Origin of the sequence: Haloferula luteola, assembly GCF_014201715.1 — a bacterium.
Classification (GTDB): domain Bacteria; phylum Verrucomicrobiota; class Verrucomicrobiia; order Verrucomicrobiales; family Akkermansiaceae; genus Haloferula; species Haloferula luteola.
The window spans coordinates 81625-97314 of record NZ_JACHFD010000004.1 but is presented as its reverse complement, the minus strand read 5'-3'; the positions used below and the strand labels follow the sequence as shown (position 1 = coordinate 97314).

The window sequence follows — 15690 nt, the reverse complement described above, 5'->3', positions numbered from 1 at the left end:
GCTATTTGAATTGTAATTCTGCCCGCGACCACTTAAACATTAGCAAGCACGTAGACCTTCCTCAAGAACGCTGAAGCGCGAGGCTAACATCATTCTTCGAGTATATAGACATACCTTTTCAATCTCAGATCGTCAAAAGCAGGACCGTCAGTCAATCAGTAAGCCGTCTTCGGCGGGCGAATCACGCTGACGAAAGTCCAGAACACGATCGCCACATCCATCGCCAAATCCCAGTGGGCCACATAGAAGGCATCCAAACGGGCCCGGTGACGCAAATCGAGCGGCCGATTCACCTCACCACGGAAGCCCTTGGCTTGGGCCAACCCGGTCACACCCGGCTTCACATAGCGGCGCACGCCGTAACGCTCGAAAATCTCGCGGAACTCATAGTCGTGAGCTTCCATGTGAGGCCGGGGGCCCACCACGCTCATGTCTCCGAACAACACGTTCAGGAATTGAGGAATCTCGTCGATGCTCAGCTTGCGCAGCAGATTGCCTCCCGGGAACACCCGCGAGTCGCCCTTGGAGACCTGACGACTCTCCTGATCATTCGCCACATGCAACGTGCGGAACTTGATCACCCGGAACTTGGTTCCGTTGATGCCCACTCGCTCCTGCATGAAAAACAAAGGACCCCGTGACCATTTCCAGTGGATCAGCTTCACCATCGCACACAGCGGAGGCAAAACGAACACCACCACCGGAAGACTCACCGCGATATCGAACAGGCGCTTCAGGAATTGATTGAGGGTGTTCTGAAGCGGCTCGGTGGGGGGCGTCAGTACGTCCAACGAACCGATCCGCTGCAGGTCGAAGCGGCGGCCATAGCGACGGGTGATCTCCAGGGGCATCCAGCAGCGATAACCCAACTTGTCACCCTGACGCATCATCCGGGCCACCAAATCGTAGGGCATGTGCCGCGGTGGCATCACCACCAAATCGACATCGGTCTCCGCGGCCAAGCGCACGCAGGCATCCGGGTCGGATTCGTGATCCTCCATCGCATGAATCCCTCTGATGTCCAACAGGGAAGAAAGAGATCCAATTTCTTTACCGACCGAATCGCACCACTCCCGCGGCCCCAGGATCATGGCCCGCAACTTCCAGTTCTTCAGGCGCTTGCTCCCCACCTCCGCAAGGAAGTTGAGCATCCGATAGTTCGTCAGATAGAGGAAACCGAACAGCACCACCCCGAACACGGCGAAGAAACCCCGCGAAATCGTGTCATCCCGGGAGAACAGTGCCAGCGACACCATCGCCCCCACCGACCAAAGCAACTGGCGGCGGGAAACTGCACCGGCGTTGCGGCGCATCTTCCCCGGACCCGGACGCAGATAGCCCGGTCGGGAAACGGCTTCAAAGACCAAGGCCACCACCACCACCAGACCGTACTTGGCATAGTCGTGGATGGGCACGTTTTGACCATAAGCGAGTGCCAGGAGCACCCAACTTGAGATCGTAAATAGCACCATAGCACCTAGAACCTGAAAGGTCACTAGAAGCTGAAACAAGCCTCGTTCTCGGGAATCGATCATGGCCGCGCAAGGGTAAGAAGTTTTGGGGACGGAAGGACGGAAGGGTTGGGATGGGCAGTTTGGGACAGCAGAAAGGTGACCAGTAGCCCGGTTTTTCGAGTCACCTTGAATGAATTCTTTCGAATTTCAGGAGGCGTCAAATATCAATGACGCTCATTTCAAACAAGAAATCTTTCACGTAGGACGAGCGCTTTCAGGGCCTCATGAGAATCAGGAAGCCGCCGTTGGCACGCTCCCGCCACGCACCTTCTCCTTGGAAACCAACAAGGGAAAATGCCAGAACGCTTTGATATAGCGAGGAATGCACGTCTTCGGGTCTTTGAACGCCCGAAACGCCCAGCCGAGATACAGCCGATCCGCCCATTTCGGGATCGCCACTTGGCCCCCCGTGAAGAACGCAATCGCCGCTCCCGTGCACAAAATCGCCGGCCCTCGCTCACGGTGAGCCAGTTCCTCAGGAGACCAATCGATTTGACGCAGGTGATAAGCCAATTTTTCTTGGCGCCCCCCGGCGAGACAAATGATGATCCAGTCTGGTCGAAACTGCCGGACCTGACGAATCAATTCCTCATCATGGAACTGCTCATCCGACTGATAGTAGGGAGCCAAATAGTAATGTTGATTGCCGGGTGAAAAGCCGCGCTGATTGAGCAAATGTCGGGTCCGCGCCCGCTCCCGGTCCGTCGGCATCACCCACAGAATCTTTCGCTGGCGCATCGGCACGACCCAGTCTTCCTCTGCCGCCACCGACTTCTCCATGATCTGCAACCCGGAGATCCGCCGCACCATGATTCCCATGGCTCTCAAAATCAGCGCGCTGTAACCGCCGTCCACCACCGACCAGTCGCCACTGCGATAGGCCTTCATCAGAAAGGCGTCATCCCCTGCCTGCCCAAGGGAAGGGGCGGACGGAACCGTCAGCACGCCGCCACGTTGATCCATCTCCACCAACAATTTTTCACAGCTTCCATTCCAGAAGCGGATGCCAAAGGCGAAAATCGAAGGACCATCTTCGGAGGCGGAGTCGATCATAAGAGCAGGGACGAAGTTCAGTGGGCCGCGAGTCGGGGTTCGCGATGCATTCCGCGCTTGCCATGGAGGAACCCCTAACTTCGATCAAGGAGAAAGCCGTGGCAAAGATGCGAGAACCCCCATCAGCAATCGCCAAGCCAGATTCAGCGCTCCCCATCACGGATGGACGCCCCCACTCCGGGAACTCACGCATATCGCTCTACGTAGACGAGTTCCTCTCGGCAATTCTTCCAAACTTTTCTTCGGCCCAACCGGGGCTCCCCGGATTTTCGGGCTCAAGGACCGGAAAAAAGACCGCTATTCTTGGGAAACCACCGCCCCATCCACAGCCTGGGACGCCGACGACAGCCCACGCTTTCGCCACCCTTTCCGGATTCGACCCGCCACCCAAGCCAGCGCAAGTCCGACCCCGGCCCCACAGGTGCCATACACCACGTCCACCGGATCGCAGTGGCGCTTGGGCAGAAACAGCTGCCCGAACTCGGCGAGCATCACCAACTCCCGAAGCACCAGCAGAGCGATCAGCCAGGCTTTCCAGCCCTTCTTCCCCGCCACCAAAAAGGCCCCTACGGCCACCCCCACAAAAACCAAGGGAACGGCCGTCCGCAATTGATCATGCCGATCCGCCCAGGCCCCAAGCCCTGAAAGCCAGCGAATCCGATTCAACGCGGGATCCGGAATCCAACTGAAAAAGAACAGGACCAGAATGAAAGCTACTCCGACACTCCATGCCAACACCTTCCAGAATCGAGCTCCGCCTTCACCGTGCACCGAACTACAAATCTTCGAGAAATCCATCCAAGTCAGCACCTACCGCAGACGAAATGCCAGAATCCCAAAAAACGCGCCTGCCATAGATATTTCAAATAGCATTAAAACTCTGAAATTGAAAGACGGATCGACACTCAAATAATTCTCTTTGCAAAAGAACGCAATATCACGAATCCGAAGGCTTCCGCTTAGCATGCGAAAGCTCCCTCTGCCTTAGCGTAATAAAGTACTCGTATATGGACTGCAGCGTAGCATAGGTAACCCCGGCCCTCCCATCAAGAAATGCACGGCGAACAAACATCATATAGAACCACTTCATGAATGGACGTCCAGGAATTCGATAAAATAGCTCCTTTTGATGAAATCGACGCTCCGTAAAATCCCTCTCAAAAAAGGCCTTCCACAAAGAAAACCTAGCTCCATTTATACGATTTTCATGAATCGTTTGAGCCTCCAAGTTTGAATATTTTATATGTCTCTCGAGCCAGAAACCAATACCCTTACTAAAGGGGTAGTGATCTAAATATCCTTCAATTTCACCAATTTCTCCATCAACGACAGATACCGGATTCACCAATCGCTCGTATCGCATCCGCTCAGGGCGAAAAAGCCTCAAATAAAATGGAGAAATCTGTGCATGTTTCAACCACGTCCCATCAAGATAAAAGTCACGACGTCGCAATCGAAATGCTGCCTCAACTCGATCGTTCTTTGCGCCATTCAACACAGCGTCACGCAACCCTCTAGAAACACGTTCATCAGCATCAATATACAATACCCAAGGATACTTAAAATCGATGTTCGCTAGACCCCAATTTTGGTGAGCTGACCAATTATCAAATACTCTCTGAGTGATTTTGGCTCCGAAAGACTCGGCAATCTCTACTGTACGATCCGTACTGAATGAATCAAAGAGATGGATGTCATCTGACCAACCAACAGACTCAAGGCATCCTGGCAGATCATTCTCTTCATTCTTCGTCAATATTAAGATGGAAACTGACATTATTCTAAATAGGCTTACTCAAATAAACTTCCGCTCCTTAACAAACTTACACGGATTACCCGCAAACACCTTCCAACTATCAAGCGACTTTACCACCACTGCTCGCGCACCCACAACAACACCATCATCGATCATAACTCCAGGCCCCACGAAGGCATCCGCCGCCACCCAGACCCGTGAGCCGATCGAAATTGGATTCAGTGTCAGCGGATGAGATGGCGAAGTGTAATCATGACTTGAGGCACACAGATAAACCTTCTGAGATATTGTAGAGTTCGCCCCAATGACAATCTTCCCTTGGTTATAACAGTCGACTTCAGGGCCGATGCACGAAAATGGCCCAACCTCAAGATTCCAAGGAGCCCAAATCTTGACATTGCTATGAATTGTTGCTGACCAACTGACCTTAGCCCCAAATAGACGAAGAATAAGGACACGCCACTTCCGAAATAATCGAATTGCGAATGGTCTATAGAATAACACAAAAGCAATTCCCCAGATCACTCTGGCGACCTGTATCCTTAATGGAAATCGATGACGAACATCCGTAGTCCTCGGTAATTGATGTTCTCTTTCTTGAGTATTCATATGCTTTCAGCGTCGATTCGGAAAGAACTTGAGAGTCAAATATGCTGCCTTCTTCCGAAGAATTCTTGGTAGCGAACTCAAAATTTCTAGAAACCTCAATACACGCAAGTGAAATCCTAAGCGCCTTTCGTAAATGGAAAAGTCATCGTCATCTACTGCATCGGAAAATGCCTCTCTGGATACCACTGAAATACTCGCCCTTCTCCGATAGATTTCACGCCTGAGTCCTGGGACCCTATACTCACCAGGCAAGACCCGCTTTTCAGGTCTCCAGATTCCCTTTTTATCTGCTTCCTCAAGCCGAATCGATAGACCCTCTCGACGTTGCCTAAATCCACCTGCTTGTGCGTCTATCGCCTCCTTCTCTGAGAGCTCTGACAAGCTAACTCTACCCTCAGCTTTCGCATCCAGTATGACACCCAAGATATCAGCATTGCGAACTACAAGCATGTTGTTGCCATCAGGATCCATTTCAAACCGAGGAAGCCAAGCATCGCCAATGGTAATATCGGCAGTTTCCCCAACCACATCATCACAAAAATTACAGGCATTTAGCATTAATGCGCCTTGATTGAACTTCCCACCAACCACCTTTGCAGAGTCCTTAACTATCTCGCGCTCCTGGGAATAGGCCGTAAAAACATACGCGCGGGCAGGGATCCCCTCGCCCTTAGTTCGGTACTTTATACCAACCAAATTTTTGGGAGAAATACCGCATCCCCATCCAAGTGATAGAGACCAATTCGAACTCTTTAGGTGCCCACATACCAATGATGCAGTATATGCAATTGCATTCCTCATATCATGATCGTAGACTTGAATCCTCCGTATAGCTTTTACAAAGCAAGGAAGACCAACAAAAAGATATCTCTTCCCCTGATTCGCCTTCACCAACTTGAGCACCTCAGAAAACTCGATTACATGATACTTAGTTCTTGAAGCAGCACGAGCCTCGTCTTGATTGAGACTAATAGTATAACCATAAAATGGACCTTCCTGGTTCGCCCTCTCCCGGGAACCAACATGGATCACACCGTCGATCAACCCTTTCCTCATAAGTTCAACACCAATCCAGGTGCCAAAACCACCCGATGTACCAGCATCTCTAAAGTTTGACTCCACAACATGACCTCCATAAAGGCCAATGTAAGCTCCAATTTTATCACTGCGATGTTGGGATTGATCAAGAAATCGCTCGGATAGCCTATCCTCGTTCAACTCTTCGTTCAAGAACGGACAAACTTTACTGGGAACGTCTGAGGCTAACTCTTCATATTTTGATAGATCTGGTAAGAATTCACCGTATTTGTTGAGCTTCATTTCAAAGCCACCAGCATAGGCGCATCCCCCACACCCGACACAATATCCACCTTTGACAACATCAATGATTGTTTTTTTGCGTCTTTCCATATCTTAAAAATTTTAACTTTACGTACTCTATGCGCGAACTCACGCAAATATGAATTCAAGCTTGATGCCTCCCCAGCTTAAAAAATATCGACATCCGAGCCGACCCTAAAGGGAACTATTTGAGCACCCAGGAACATCACCTTCACCAGAGAACTTCAGAGTTGTCATCGGACTCAACATAGGAATCATTTTAAAGATTCGCAAAAATGCGATCGTACTCAATCGTCAAAATAATTTGCACCCCAACTAATGAGTGAATCATACTCGCCAATGGATTATATTTAGTAATACTATGAAAACCAATTTCACTGTTCACGAGAGGATTTAATTATTAGGACTTAATAGAGCCAATATCGCAATCTCCATCCTCTCATTTTTTAGCTGAAAGATTGATCTCACGACGGAGATAGTCGATTGAGGAATCTCTCCAATCTGCCAATTTCACACCAACCGCATCCCAATCAATCTCTTTGCTCAAAAGATGCATTGCGGACTCCGGATCTCCGGCCGGAAGGAATCGGTCGTACAAGCCCAATCTTTCAAGCAATGAAATCATTCGATCATTCAATCCAACCTTCTTGCCCGGCAACCCCACTACAATAAATGGCTTACGTAGGAGAACACTAAACATTGTCCCGTGGAATGAATTAGTTACAACAAACTTCGATCTACTGATCAACGAAAGCCACCCGGCAGGTCCGGGGTACCTTGTCTCACCGATAGCACTCCACCGACTGAAGGGGTTAGCTGGTGCAATCAACTTCGTGTCCAGAAGATTTGCTACGCTCATAGCCACCTCCCTTACGCCCTGATCACTACGAAGAGCATAACAAAAGACGTGCCCATTCTCACCTTCATTCTCCACTGAGCCAATTAGTGAATCGTAGCTCTGTAATAAGCAAGTTGGATCGCATACCCAGTCAGCAACACGCCCTGTAAGCTGCGTTACTAAACCAACACCGTTCTTCTCACGTACAGCAATAGAGTCCAACTTCGCCATAAGCTGAGTCGCACCGGATTCTCGAAGTGAATCTATAGTGGCGGATCCAAAGCTAGCCGCGAACGATATCCTACGTACCGGTTCGACACCGAAGTCCAAAAAATAGGCTGGATCCAATCCCTCTTGAACAGAAGGGCTCCAAATCTGGTCACTCCCACAGATCAAAAGATCAAAGTGCTCGCTGATTTGCCTAAGATCTTCTAATGAATCATATCTAGGACCATTCAATCCAAGCCACTTAGTCCTAAAAGTCGAAAATTCTTCCTTCTGTGTGGTGTTCCCATATCTCTCAGACCTGATTGCATTAAACTTCAAATATGCAACTTTCAAATTTGCGATCCATGTCTTTTTTGAGAACCCAATTCTAAATCGACCTCCTTTCTCTACATGCGCAGGCGAATAGTTTACAAAGCGAGCATCATGCCCTTCCTCTAACAAGAATGCACGAAGCGCATAGGCCTGAAGTGCGGCCCCAAAATTATCACTGAAGTGAAACGTAACAATACCAATTTTCATGATTTACTAAATGGGGATGAGGGCGCCACATAGTGCCCGCCACCTTTTACCGTGCCTTCTTCGATTACTCTGTTATGTAAAGAGCACTCATCACTCGTATGAAATCGATCTTTAATATACTTTGCCGGCGTTCCGCCAACAATAACACCGGGAGGAACAGGCTTTGTAACAACTGAACCAGCCGCCACAATAGATCCTGCACCAATACTACAGCCGGCCAGAACAATCGACCCACAGCCAATCCAAGCATCCCTTTCGACGATCGTCTCCCTCACCGAATCCGGTCGGCCAGAAAAAATCGTAGGGCACCCCACATTTGTGAATACGTGATCATCACCGACGAATGAAACTCGAGGTCCTACCATTGCATATGCCTCAAGTTTTACGTTCGGGCCGACAATACTCTCAGGACCAAGGTAGCTAAAGCTTTCCATTACCAAAGACCGGTGAATCGACTGCTTCCCCTTAGCAATATAGGCACTGTCAGAAATATGCCTCAAATGGAATCTCCAACAGCGAAGGCGCATCAATAGCCATTTAAGAGTTGGTTTGCTCATGCTTTTAGCCCATTAAGTTCATCGATCGAAATGTCGTCCCGAATGCTCTCGTCTTCATCGACATTCGATATTGCCTCCATAATCTTCTTCACTTGATGACTCGCATTATAGAATGTTTCTATAATTGAAATACACGCTCTCGCCTGAAAATTGACTTCCTCTTCGCTTCGACTGACCACACGTCTAATGGCATCAGCCAATGATGAAACGGAGTCTTTCTCAAAGAGTTCACCCGTCACGCCTGGAATCACGACTTCTGCCTCTGGCATCTGAGTGTCCCGATCGCTATGACTCACCACGGGGGTACCGTAGGCCATTGCATGCATCGCTGTCAGCCCAACATTCCCAGGTGATATAACCGCGTCACAACCAATAAAATAACGGGAAAGCTCGGGCTCGGAATAACATGCCCCCAAAAACCTGCAGGGAACTCCAAGCTCCTTTGAAAGAAGCTCAAGTTGAGATTTCTCCGGTCCATCACCGACAAAGACAACCCCAATTGCAAAATCTTGCGAAAGTTTGGACACAGCATGAATAACTTGGTCAAACTTCTTGACTGGAGTCATCCGGGCCGAACAAAGAAGTACTTTCCCATCCCGATCTCCAAATTCAAATAACTGTCTCAACTCGGTTCGGCATTCCAGCCTCGACGCATTCTCCCTTAACTGCCTTTGCAATGAATATTGTAGGCTGTTGTAAATAACATGCACTCTCCCAGGTTCAAAGCCGTTTTCAACTGCTATTCTCCTTGCTCTCCTTCCATAAACAAATACCCGATGGGGAATCTTAAAATACATCCTTCGCAACTGCTTTTTCGTAAATGACTCATTTTCACGGAGCCAACCATGCGCCCAGAAATAAACCTTAGTTCCGGTAACACGGAGAAGAAACCCATAAACCCACGTAGAAACACAATTCATATCCCCGAGGAATATTGCATGCCCTCCACGTCCCCAGGGAATCAAGCGGCCCAATCCCTTTAAACAGTATTTCGCCCCAAAGACACGCCGGATCGCCACAGCATTAAAATCCCCATCCGGTATCAAAGGACGAATTCCATATCCCAACGGTTCAGCATCATCCGATGCGACAAAACGCACGTTATCCCACGCTTTCGCAAGCTCCTCAATTACGGCTGCTCGGTAGTGAGGGAAGAAATGATATATCAGACAAATCCTTATTTTTTCGATTTTTTGGTCCATGGTATCGTCTGATTTCCCTTTCATCCAACACCTACGACAGCACCCAACTGTTTCGTCATGTCAGTAGGACCTTGACTCCTAAGCTTTTTATATAGGAAAAATCTTCGTAGCGGGACAGGAGAGCGATCTACGTCGCCCTTTATAATTTGCCTCATAGCATCCACGGCGCCCTTGATGCTCATCCTAAGGCGACCTGACTTCATCTCGAAAAGACTGGTGCTTATAAACTGAACAAACATGACCGGAATCACGATCAATGTCGGAGTCAATCGATAGGCAATTATCAGCTGATTCCGCATTCGATAATATGAAATCATGTCGTAATTTCTTACCGGTGAATGATAATGGAGAATAGGCCTCTTACAACTTGCCATTCTAACGAAATACCCACGAGAGTACAGTCGAATCGAATAATCCGTCTCCTCTTCTTGCCTTACCAAACCCTTATAATATCCACCAAGACTTAGAAACACGTCCTTCCTTAGGGCGTGAGCACATCCTCGAAACTGTGAACATAGTACTAGTCGATCCTGGTCACCTCTTCCCGCTTGGGTGACTTTGTCTGGATTGATCAGAACATCAGTACAAGGTATTGTCACAGCAGCTACCAAATTTGGTTCAAAATAGGGGATAATTTCTTCGATGGTATCAGTATCGTCAAAAATGCAATCGTCATCAACTGACACAAGAATATCACCTATCGCCAAACTTGCACATTTTGTTCTCGCATTGATAAGGCCAAGAGATGTCTCTCCACGATATAGGGATACTTTAGGAAACTTCGTGCTGACAAGCTCATAAGTACCGTCTGAAGAGCCATCATCGTAGACGAGGATTTCATCCACACCTTTTAGATCAACGCACGATTCGAGACAACGCTCCAATTCCGCCTTACGGTCTTTAGTTGTAATAACAATGCTAACGGTCATTTTTCACAAGGCGGTTTTTATTTCGAAAGTATGCAAGAGAGTAACAAAATAGCAGGAAGTGACTGAGGGACGCCAAACGAGGCTCAGTAACCATATAATGTCCAATAGTTAGCCCGAAAATTGCGCCCACCATTAGAATCCCTCGCAAAATATATCTTGTTTCCTGATTCCGTCCAAAACTGAACCAGAATATTACGCTTAAGGAAATATAGAATACGAGCGCAAACCAACCGTTTAAATATAAAATATCAAAGTATTCGCTATGAGCATGGGTGAAGCCAGCTGGGTTTATTTTCGCGAACGGCCGAATTCCATTTCCAATCAAAAAGGAGCCTACGTTCGAAAATGAATGCTCAATTGCAATACGCTGAATAACTGTGCGTGCATTTAGGCTGTTATCAGACTCAATCTGGGTAAATCTGTTTTGTGATAGATGAGAGAGCACGAAATATCCAGATATCGCTAATACCGCTAGGATTGCAATTGCACCAATGCTAATCGTTTTACGCTCCCACGAATACTGAAAGAACAACACGCACAGCACAAAAGCACCGACGATCACACCAGTTCGAGTGCCCGAAAAAATAATGTTAAGCATTGAAGCTAGCGCCGTTATTACGTAAACTATCTTGATCCATTTCGGATCAGGTGAAACTTTCAAGATAACAAGCTTGCAAAATACGAAGACAATAAAGATGCATCCATAAAGACCAATTGCGCCTCGATTATATGCCAAGAATCCTCTGACCAGTTTATAACTTTCAAACGCTGATCCTTTTACATCATCATCCTTTTCTTCGATGTAGGAGGGAAGGGAATATATCCCTAGATAGTTTAGAAGACCCATTAAAGAAATAAAGGCCCAAAAGATGCAACCAACCTTGATTATATGAATTGGATTGATGTCACGATAATTTCTTGCCGCAATATAAATGAAACCAAATGCGGCGGCCTTACGATATAAATATAGGTAATGTCTCGAATCATCAGCATTTTGAACAATCAATGAAGCTCCAACGCTTGTGAATGGGATTACAATAAGTAGCAAGAAGGCAATTTGCGATACTCGATCGTTAAAGATGTTTGCAGGAAATCTTCGGTAAAAGACAATAAATAGAAGAAACGGAACTAAATCTGAGATGAACACAGGAAAGTGGAATCCTACAACCTCTGATAGAGGCATTGGAAACATCATCAGAACGGCGACAATACCCTCTCGCACACTAACCTGGCATTTTCTGCCGATCAGCACACTTAAGATCGCACAAAGGATAAGAAGAGGGATAACAAACATTACCTTACGATTGGGTGATCACCTCCATTACCCTGGCCGTGTTTTCCTGGAACATATCGAGAGCTCGACTATTTTGAATTTTCCCAGCCAACTTCGCCATTTTGGGGATTTCATGGTGCTCAAAAATGGTCACTCCAAGATCTCCTAGAATTGATGTCCGAGTATCATTCGTCCCAAAGTAGAACACCTTCTTACCGAAGCTGAAACTCGGAAGAGCTCCATGTAGTCGTCCAGTGACGACAAACTCCGCATTCTTAAAATATGAAAGATAGAGCTGAACATCATCGTTGAACTCGATGAGTGGCAGTTTCCATCCTGCAGCTCGGGCCCTTTCATAATCACGACGCTCGTGTACGATTCCTACGACGTTGTGACCCATCTTCTTTAGCTGATTTCCATACCAAACCTGTCGGTAAAACTTGTCCCGCCCGAAGGAAAAGAGAACATACCCATTTGAGTTCTCCTCTTTAAAGTCCGAAATGAAAAGTGTTGGGCAACCGGTATAGGTGCACGAAATTCCCTTTTGCTTTAGAAAGCGGTAGGTGAACGAGTCTCTGCATCCCACGATTCCTGAGAGTTTATCAACAATAGACATATCAGGATCGACCCCCTTTCTTCCAATAATTCGGTGACGAAGGAGAATCCCTGGGCTAAATTTCTTATACCAAAGGGATCCTGCAATGCAGTAACTCCGCACTTTTTCAGCATCGATCAAATTGAGCGCTTTGTGCTGTCCTACAGTAAGTTGGGTACATCCTGGAATAATAAGTTTACTTCCCTCCTTGTAGTCCGGTGGTTCCGTGCCTTTCGAGTAAAAGGGAATAAGCTTGTCCTCTGGACTAAGATACCTTTTTAGAACCTTCTGCGTCGCCAGCTCGATGATATAGTCACCATAGTTGATCGACGGGAGCAGATTTGCGTAGAGGTAGTTCATACAAGTTGCGTCACTTTTGCTGTTTTAAGATATTTACGGAGAACCTGGAAGATTAGCCCCCCCAAGATGAAGTCAATAATTAACGGAACAATCATGGATCGGCCGAACTGCGTGGCAATGATCGATACAATCATCACTCCATATGTAGTGAAGCGGATGTAGTGATCGCGATCATTTCTCTTTGTTCCTGGATGGACGTCCTTCCTGATTGAGTGAACTCGATAAAGATCATAAATGAGAAAGAATAGAGCCATCGATATACCTACATGATTCACTTCACCTCCCATGTAATGGAGAACGGACGCCATAAGCGTAACTGAAGCCAACCCTACAAATGAAGTTGTTTTCACCTTTTCAAAGGTAACTGTGAGTAATGATGAAGGGAGATGAAGAATGGAAACAGCTATAAATACGATAAACCATGAAAAAAAGTCGAGCTCTTCGTAGGAAACATTCAGAAACTTATGTAGACCCCATTGAGCATACGGGACATTCACGACGAGCGCCGCCGCGGCAAACACAAACACTAAGCTCGATACCTGATAAATTTTCAGAAGCTCATTATGTTTTCCTTTGGCGTTGCACACATTGAATTGAGCTGTCAGCGGAACAACAAATACACTAATGGCTTGTCTAATAACTGAATTCAGCTGAACCCCCAATCCGTAAACCCCAACGGCTGTATTCCCGTATTTGTGAGAAATTATAAATACCGGAGCCTGAATGAACAATATATACACCAAGTTATTCAAGAGGTTGAATAAATTGAATGAAAGCATGTCCCAAACAAATCTCATTGAGACCTTAACCAGCTGAACCGGGATCTCATGGAGGGATTTGACTGATTGATACCAGACGACTAACAAAACTGAGAGGGATTCGGTCGCCAGGATCATCGAATAGACCGTGATTTCTTTGAACCACGGAAAGATACTAAATACTAAGATCGATCGAACTATGTTTCCCATCAATGTCGCTTTCGACACTAAATGAGTTTTATTCTGTGACTGAAGAACGGCGATTGCCGGAAGAGCGATGATCTGGAGCAGAGCGTTCGTAGCCGTAGCAAGGTACACCTGGCGGAATGCTTGTTGGTTATCACCTTCGAAGTGACTTGCTGCTCCAGAGATATATACTCCAATGAAGATGCTAGCTAAAATGCCCACCAGTGCAACGATCGAATAGATCGTCGCAGAGAGGTACTGATTGAACGCTTGGAAGTTTCTAGCGTGGAAAAAGTCTCCTAAACGTTTGGCGGCCGCAGCCGAAATGCTCAACTGGAGCAATGAGAGCACCGTCACAACAGACAGGGAGTAGGTAAGAATCCCCCATTGTTCCAGGCCAACAGCTTTCACCACATAGCCAAGAATGACGATGTTGGAGGTGATTTGGAAAAGCCTCGCCACGCCAGCATATTTGACGTTTTTTGCGAAATCGGACTTTAAGAGCTTGTGCATAGCGCCTTCTAATAACTTCCCTTAAACTCCCTAGAGGTTGACGGGCAAGTGTACAGTGTACGTTCTGAGATGTAGTATGAAATAGTCTTTTGTTTCCCCGAGTTGGGACTCTCCCTCAAGCTTTAGGTAATTCTTGGGTTGCTTCGTTTTTGGAGGAGCTATGCACACTGTTGGAATGTGGTTCTGAGAGCTCTAGTGGCTATTGAGGGTCAATCTGGGGGTGTTGCGCAAGCGAGTGCCAAAATACAACACCTACGATTCAGTCGTGTTGTCTCCAATGTTTCCGAGCCAACCCAACGAAGTTGGCCCGGCAGGTTGATTTGGGCTATTCCTTGGCCACGGAAACGTGGTGACCGTGCGACTTCAGCAGCGCGTGGCGCTTCGCCTTGTCCAGGTCCGACGCCACCATTTCGGCGCACATCTCCTCCACCGTGATCTCCGGCACCCAGCCCAGCTTCTCTTTCGCTTTCGCCGGATCGCCCAGCAGCGTCTCCACTTCCGCAGGACGGAAATAGCGCGGGTCCACTCGCACGATCACGTCTCCCACCTTCACTCCGGGGGCATTCTCGCCGGCCACCGCCGTGACGGTCGCGTGCTCGTCCACTCCCTCGCCACTGAATTCCACCGTGATCCCGGCTTCCAGCGCCGACATCCGCACGAACTCACGCACCGAGATCTGCTTGCCCGTGGCAATCACGAAGTCCTCAGGTTGCTCCTGTTGCAGCATCATCCACTGCATCCGCACGTAGTCCTTAGCATGACCCCAGTCACGCAGCGAGTCCATGTTGCCCAGATAGAGGCAGCTCTCAAGACCTTGCGCGATGTTGGCGATGCCGCGGGTGATCTTCCGCGTCACGAAGGTCTCGCCACGACGCGGCGACTCGTGATTGAAGAGAATCCCATTGCACGCGTAGATCCCATAGGACTCGCGGTAATTCACCGTGATCCAGTAGGCATACATCTTCGCCACCGCATACGGTGAGCGAGGGTAGAAGGGCGTGGTCTCCTTCTGGGGAATCTCCTGCACCAAGCCATACAGCTCAGAGGTCGAAGCTTGATAAAACCGGGTCTTCTTCTCCAGGCCCAGGAAGCGGATCGCTTCGAGCAGGCGCAGGGTGCCGATGGCATCCACATCCGCAGTGTATTCCGGCGCTTCGAAGGACACCGCCACGTGCGATTGGGCACCGAGGTTGTACACTTCGTCGGGCTCCACCTCGCGCAAAATGCGGGTCAGGTTGGAGGTGTCGGTCAGGTCCCCGTAGTGGAGCTTGAACCGAGCATGTTCGACATGCGGGTCCTCATAGATGTGATCGACCCGTTCGGTGTTGAAGAGCGAAGCACGGCGCTTGATGCCGTGCACCTCGTAACCTTTTTCGAGAAGGAACTCCGCAAGGTAGGAGCCGTCCTGACCTGTGATGCCAGTGATGAGCGCTTTTTTCATGAGATAGGGAAAGGCGGT

14 protein-coding genes are annotated in these 15690 nt (G+C 48.2%); all 14 read right to left on the bottom strand.

All coding sequences use genetic code 11. The annotated features are described in order from the left end of the window. Positions 1-155 precede the first annotated feature (155 nt). Positions 156-1535, bottom strand: a complete 1380-nt coding sequence (locus tag HNR46_RS05185; protein WP_184016481.1) for a sugar transferase — start codon at positions 1533-1535, stop codon at positions 156-158. Between the two features lie 210 nt (positions 1536-1745). After that, entirely contained in the window at positions 1746-2567 is an 822-nt protein-coding gene (locus HNR46_RS05180; RefSeq protein ID WP_184016479.1) for a WecB/TagA/CpsF family glycosyltransferase, read from the bottom strand. A gap of 297 nt (positions 2568-2864) precedes the next feature. After that, positions 2865-3365, bottom strand: a complete 501-nt coding sequence (locus HNR46_RS05175; RefSeq protein ID WP_184016477.1) for a VanZ family protein — start codon at positions 3363-3365, stop codon at positions 2865-2867. A gap of 139 nt (positions 3366-3504) precedes the next feature. Beyond that, positions 3505-4344, bottom strand: coding sequence for a glycosyltransferase family 2 protein (locus tag HNR46_RS05170; protein WP_184016475.1), 840 nt, complete (start codon positions 4342-4344; stop codon positions 3505-3507). An 18-nt stretch (positions 4345-4362) separates the two neighbouring features. Continuing rightward, entirely contained in the window at positions 4363-4932 is a 570-nt protein-coding gene (locus HNR46_RS05165) for an LbetaH domain-containing protein (RefSeq protein ID WP_184016473.1), read from the bottom strand. A 6-nt stretch (positions 4933-4938) separates the two neighbouring features. Beyond that, on the bottom strand, positions 4939-6342 hold the full coding sequence (locus HNR46_RS05160; protein WP_184016471.1) for a Coenzyme F420 hydrogenase/dehydrogenase, beta subunit C-terminal domain: 1404 nt from the start codon (positions 6340-6342) through the stop codon (positions 4939-4941). Positions 6343-6712: 370 nt separating this feature from the next. Continuing rightward, a complete protein-coding gene (locus HNR46_RS05155) occupies positions 6713-7858 on the bottom strand; it encodes a polysaccharide pyruvyl transferase family protein (protein WP_184016469.1) in 1146 nt (381 codons plus the stop codon). Beyond that, positions 7855-8415, bottom strand: coding sequence for an acyltransferase (locus HNR46_RS05150; protein ID WP_184016467.1), 561 nt, complete (start codon positions 8413-8415; stop codon positions 7855-7857). Before HNR46_RS05150 ends, HNR46_RS05155 begins: the two co-directional genes overlap by 4 nt. After that, on the bottom strand, positions 8412-9641 hold the full coding sequence (locus HNR46_RS05145) for a glycosyltransferase family 4 protein (RefSeq protein WP_221285022.1): 1230 nt from the start codon (positions 9639-9641) through the stop codon (positions 8412-8414). The genes HNR46_RS05150 and HNR46_RS05145 overlap by 4 nt, the downstream gene beginning before the upstream one ends. Then, positions 9638-10546, bottom strand: coding sequence for a glycosyltransferase family 2 protein (locus tag HNR46_RS05140; RefSeq protein ID WP_184016463.1), 909 nt, complete (start codon positions 10544-10546; stop codon positions 9638-9640). The genes HNR46_RS05145 and HNR46_RS05140 overlap by 4 nt, the downstream gene beginning before the upstream one ends. Next, positions 10536-11840: an O-antigen ligase family protein gene (locus HNR46_RS05135; protein WP_184016462.1), complete on the bottom strand. Its 1305-nt coding sequence runs from the start codon at positions 11838-11840 to the stop codon at positions 10536-10538. The genes HNR46_RS05140 and HNR46_RS05135 overlap by 11 nt, the downstream gene beginning before the upstream one ends. 4 nt (positions 11841-11844) lie before the next feature. Then, on the bottom strand, positions 11845-12774 hold the full coding sequence (locus HNR46_RS05130) for a polysaccharide pyruvyl transferase family protein (protein WP_184016460.1): 930 nt from the start codon (positions 12772-12774) through the stop codon (positions 11845-11847). Further along, entirely contained in the window at positions 12771-14231 is a 1461-nt protein-coding gene (locus tag HNR46_RS05125; protein ID WP_184016458.1) for an oligosaccharide flippase family protein, read from the bottom strand. The genes HNR46_RS05130 and HNR46_RS05125 overlap by 4 nt, the downstream gene beginning before the upstream one ends. A 325-nt stretch (positions 14232-14556) precedes the next feature. Continuing rightward, entirely contained in the window at positions 14557-15672 is a 1116-nt protein-coding gene (gene gmd, locus HNR46_RS05120) for a GDP-mannose 4,6-dehydratase (RefSeq protein ID WP_184016456.1), read from the bottom strand. Between the last annotated feature and the right edge of the window lie 18 nt (positions 15673-15690).

Coding starts and splice junctions, on each gene's coding strand:
- HNR46_RS05170 (WP_184016475.1), bottom strand. CDS start 4,344: ATGTCAGTTTCCATCTTAATATTGACGAAGAATGAAGAGAATGATCTG.
- HNR46_RS05175 (WP_184016477.1), bottom strand. CDS start 3,365: ATGGATTTCTCGAAGATTTGTAGTTCGGTGCACGGTGAAGGCGGAGCT.
- HNR46_RS05130 (WP_184016460.1), bottom strand. CDS start 12,774: ATGAACTACCTCTACGCAAATCTGCTCCCGTCGATCAACTATGGTGAC.
- HNR46_RS05165 (WP_184016473.1), bottom strand. CDS start 4,932: ATGAATACTCAAGAAAGAGAACATCAATTACCGAGGACTACGGATGTT.
- gmd (WP_184016456.1), bottom strand. CDS start 15,672: ATGAAAAAAGCGCTCATCACTGGCATCACAGGTCAGGACGGCTCCTAC.
- HNR46_RS05145 (WP_221285022.1), bottom strand. CDS start 9,641: ATGAAAGGGAAATCAGACGATACCATGGACCAAAAAATCGAAAAAATA.
- HNR46_RS05125 (WP_184016458.1), bottom strand. CDS start 14,231: ATGCACAAGCTCTTAAAGTCCGATTTCGCAAAAAACGTCAAATATGCT.
- HNR46_RS05150 (WP_184016467.1), bottom strand. CDS start 8,415: ATGAGCAAACCAACTCTTAAATGGCTATTGATGCGCCTTCGCTGTTGG.
- HNR46_RS05185 (WP_184016481.1), bottom strand. CDS start 1,535: ATGATCGATTCCCGAGAACGAGGCTTGTTTCAGCTTCTAGTGACCTTT.
- HNR46_RS05180 (WP_184016479.1), bottom strand. CDS start 2,567: ATGATCGACTCCGCCTCCGAAGATGGTCCTTCGATTTTCGCCTTTGGC.
- HNR46_RS05160 (WP_184016471.1), bottom strand. CDS start 6,342: ATGGAAAGACGCAAAAAAACAATCATTGATGTTGTCAAAGGTGGATAT.
- HNR46_RS05140 (WP_184016463.1), bottom strand. CDS start 10,546: ATGACCGTTAGCATTGTTATTACAACTAAAGACCGTAAGGCGGAATTG.
- HNR46_RS05135 (WP_184016462.1), bottom strand. CDS start 11,840: ATGTTTGTTATCCCTCTTCTTATCCTTTGTGCGATCTTAAGTGTGCTG.
- HNR46_RS05155 (WP_184016469.1), bottom strand. CDS start 7,858: ATGAAAATTGGTATTGTTACGTTTCACTTCAGTGATAATTTTGGGGCC.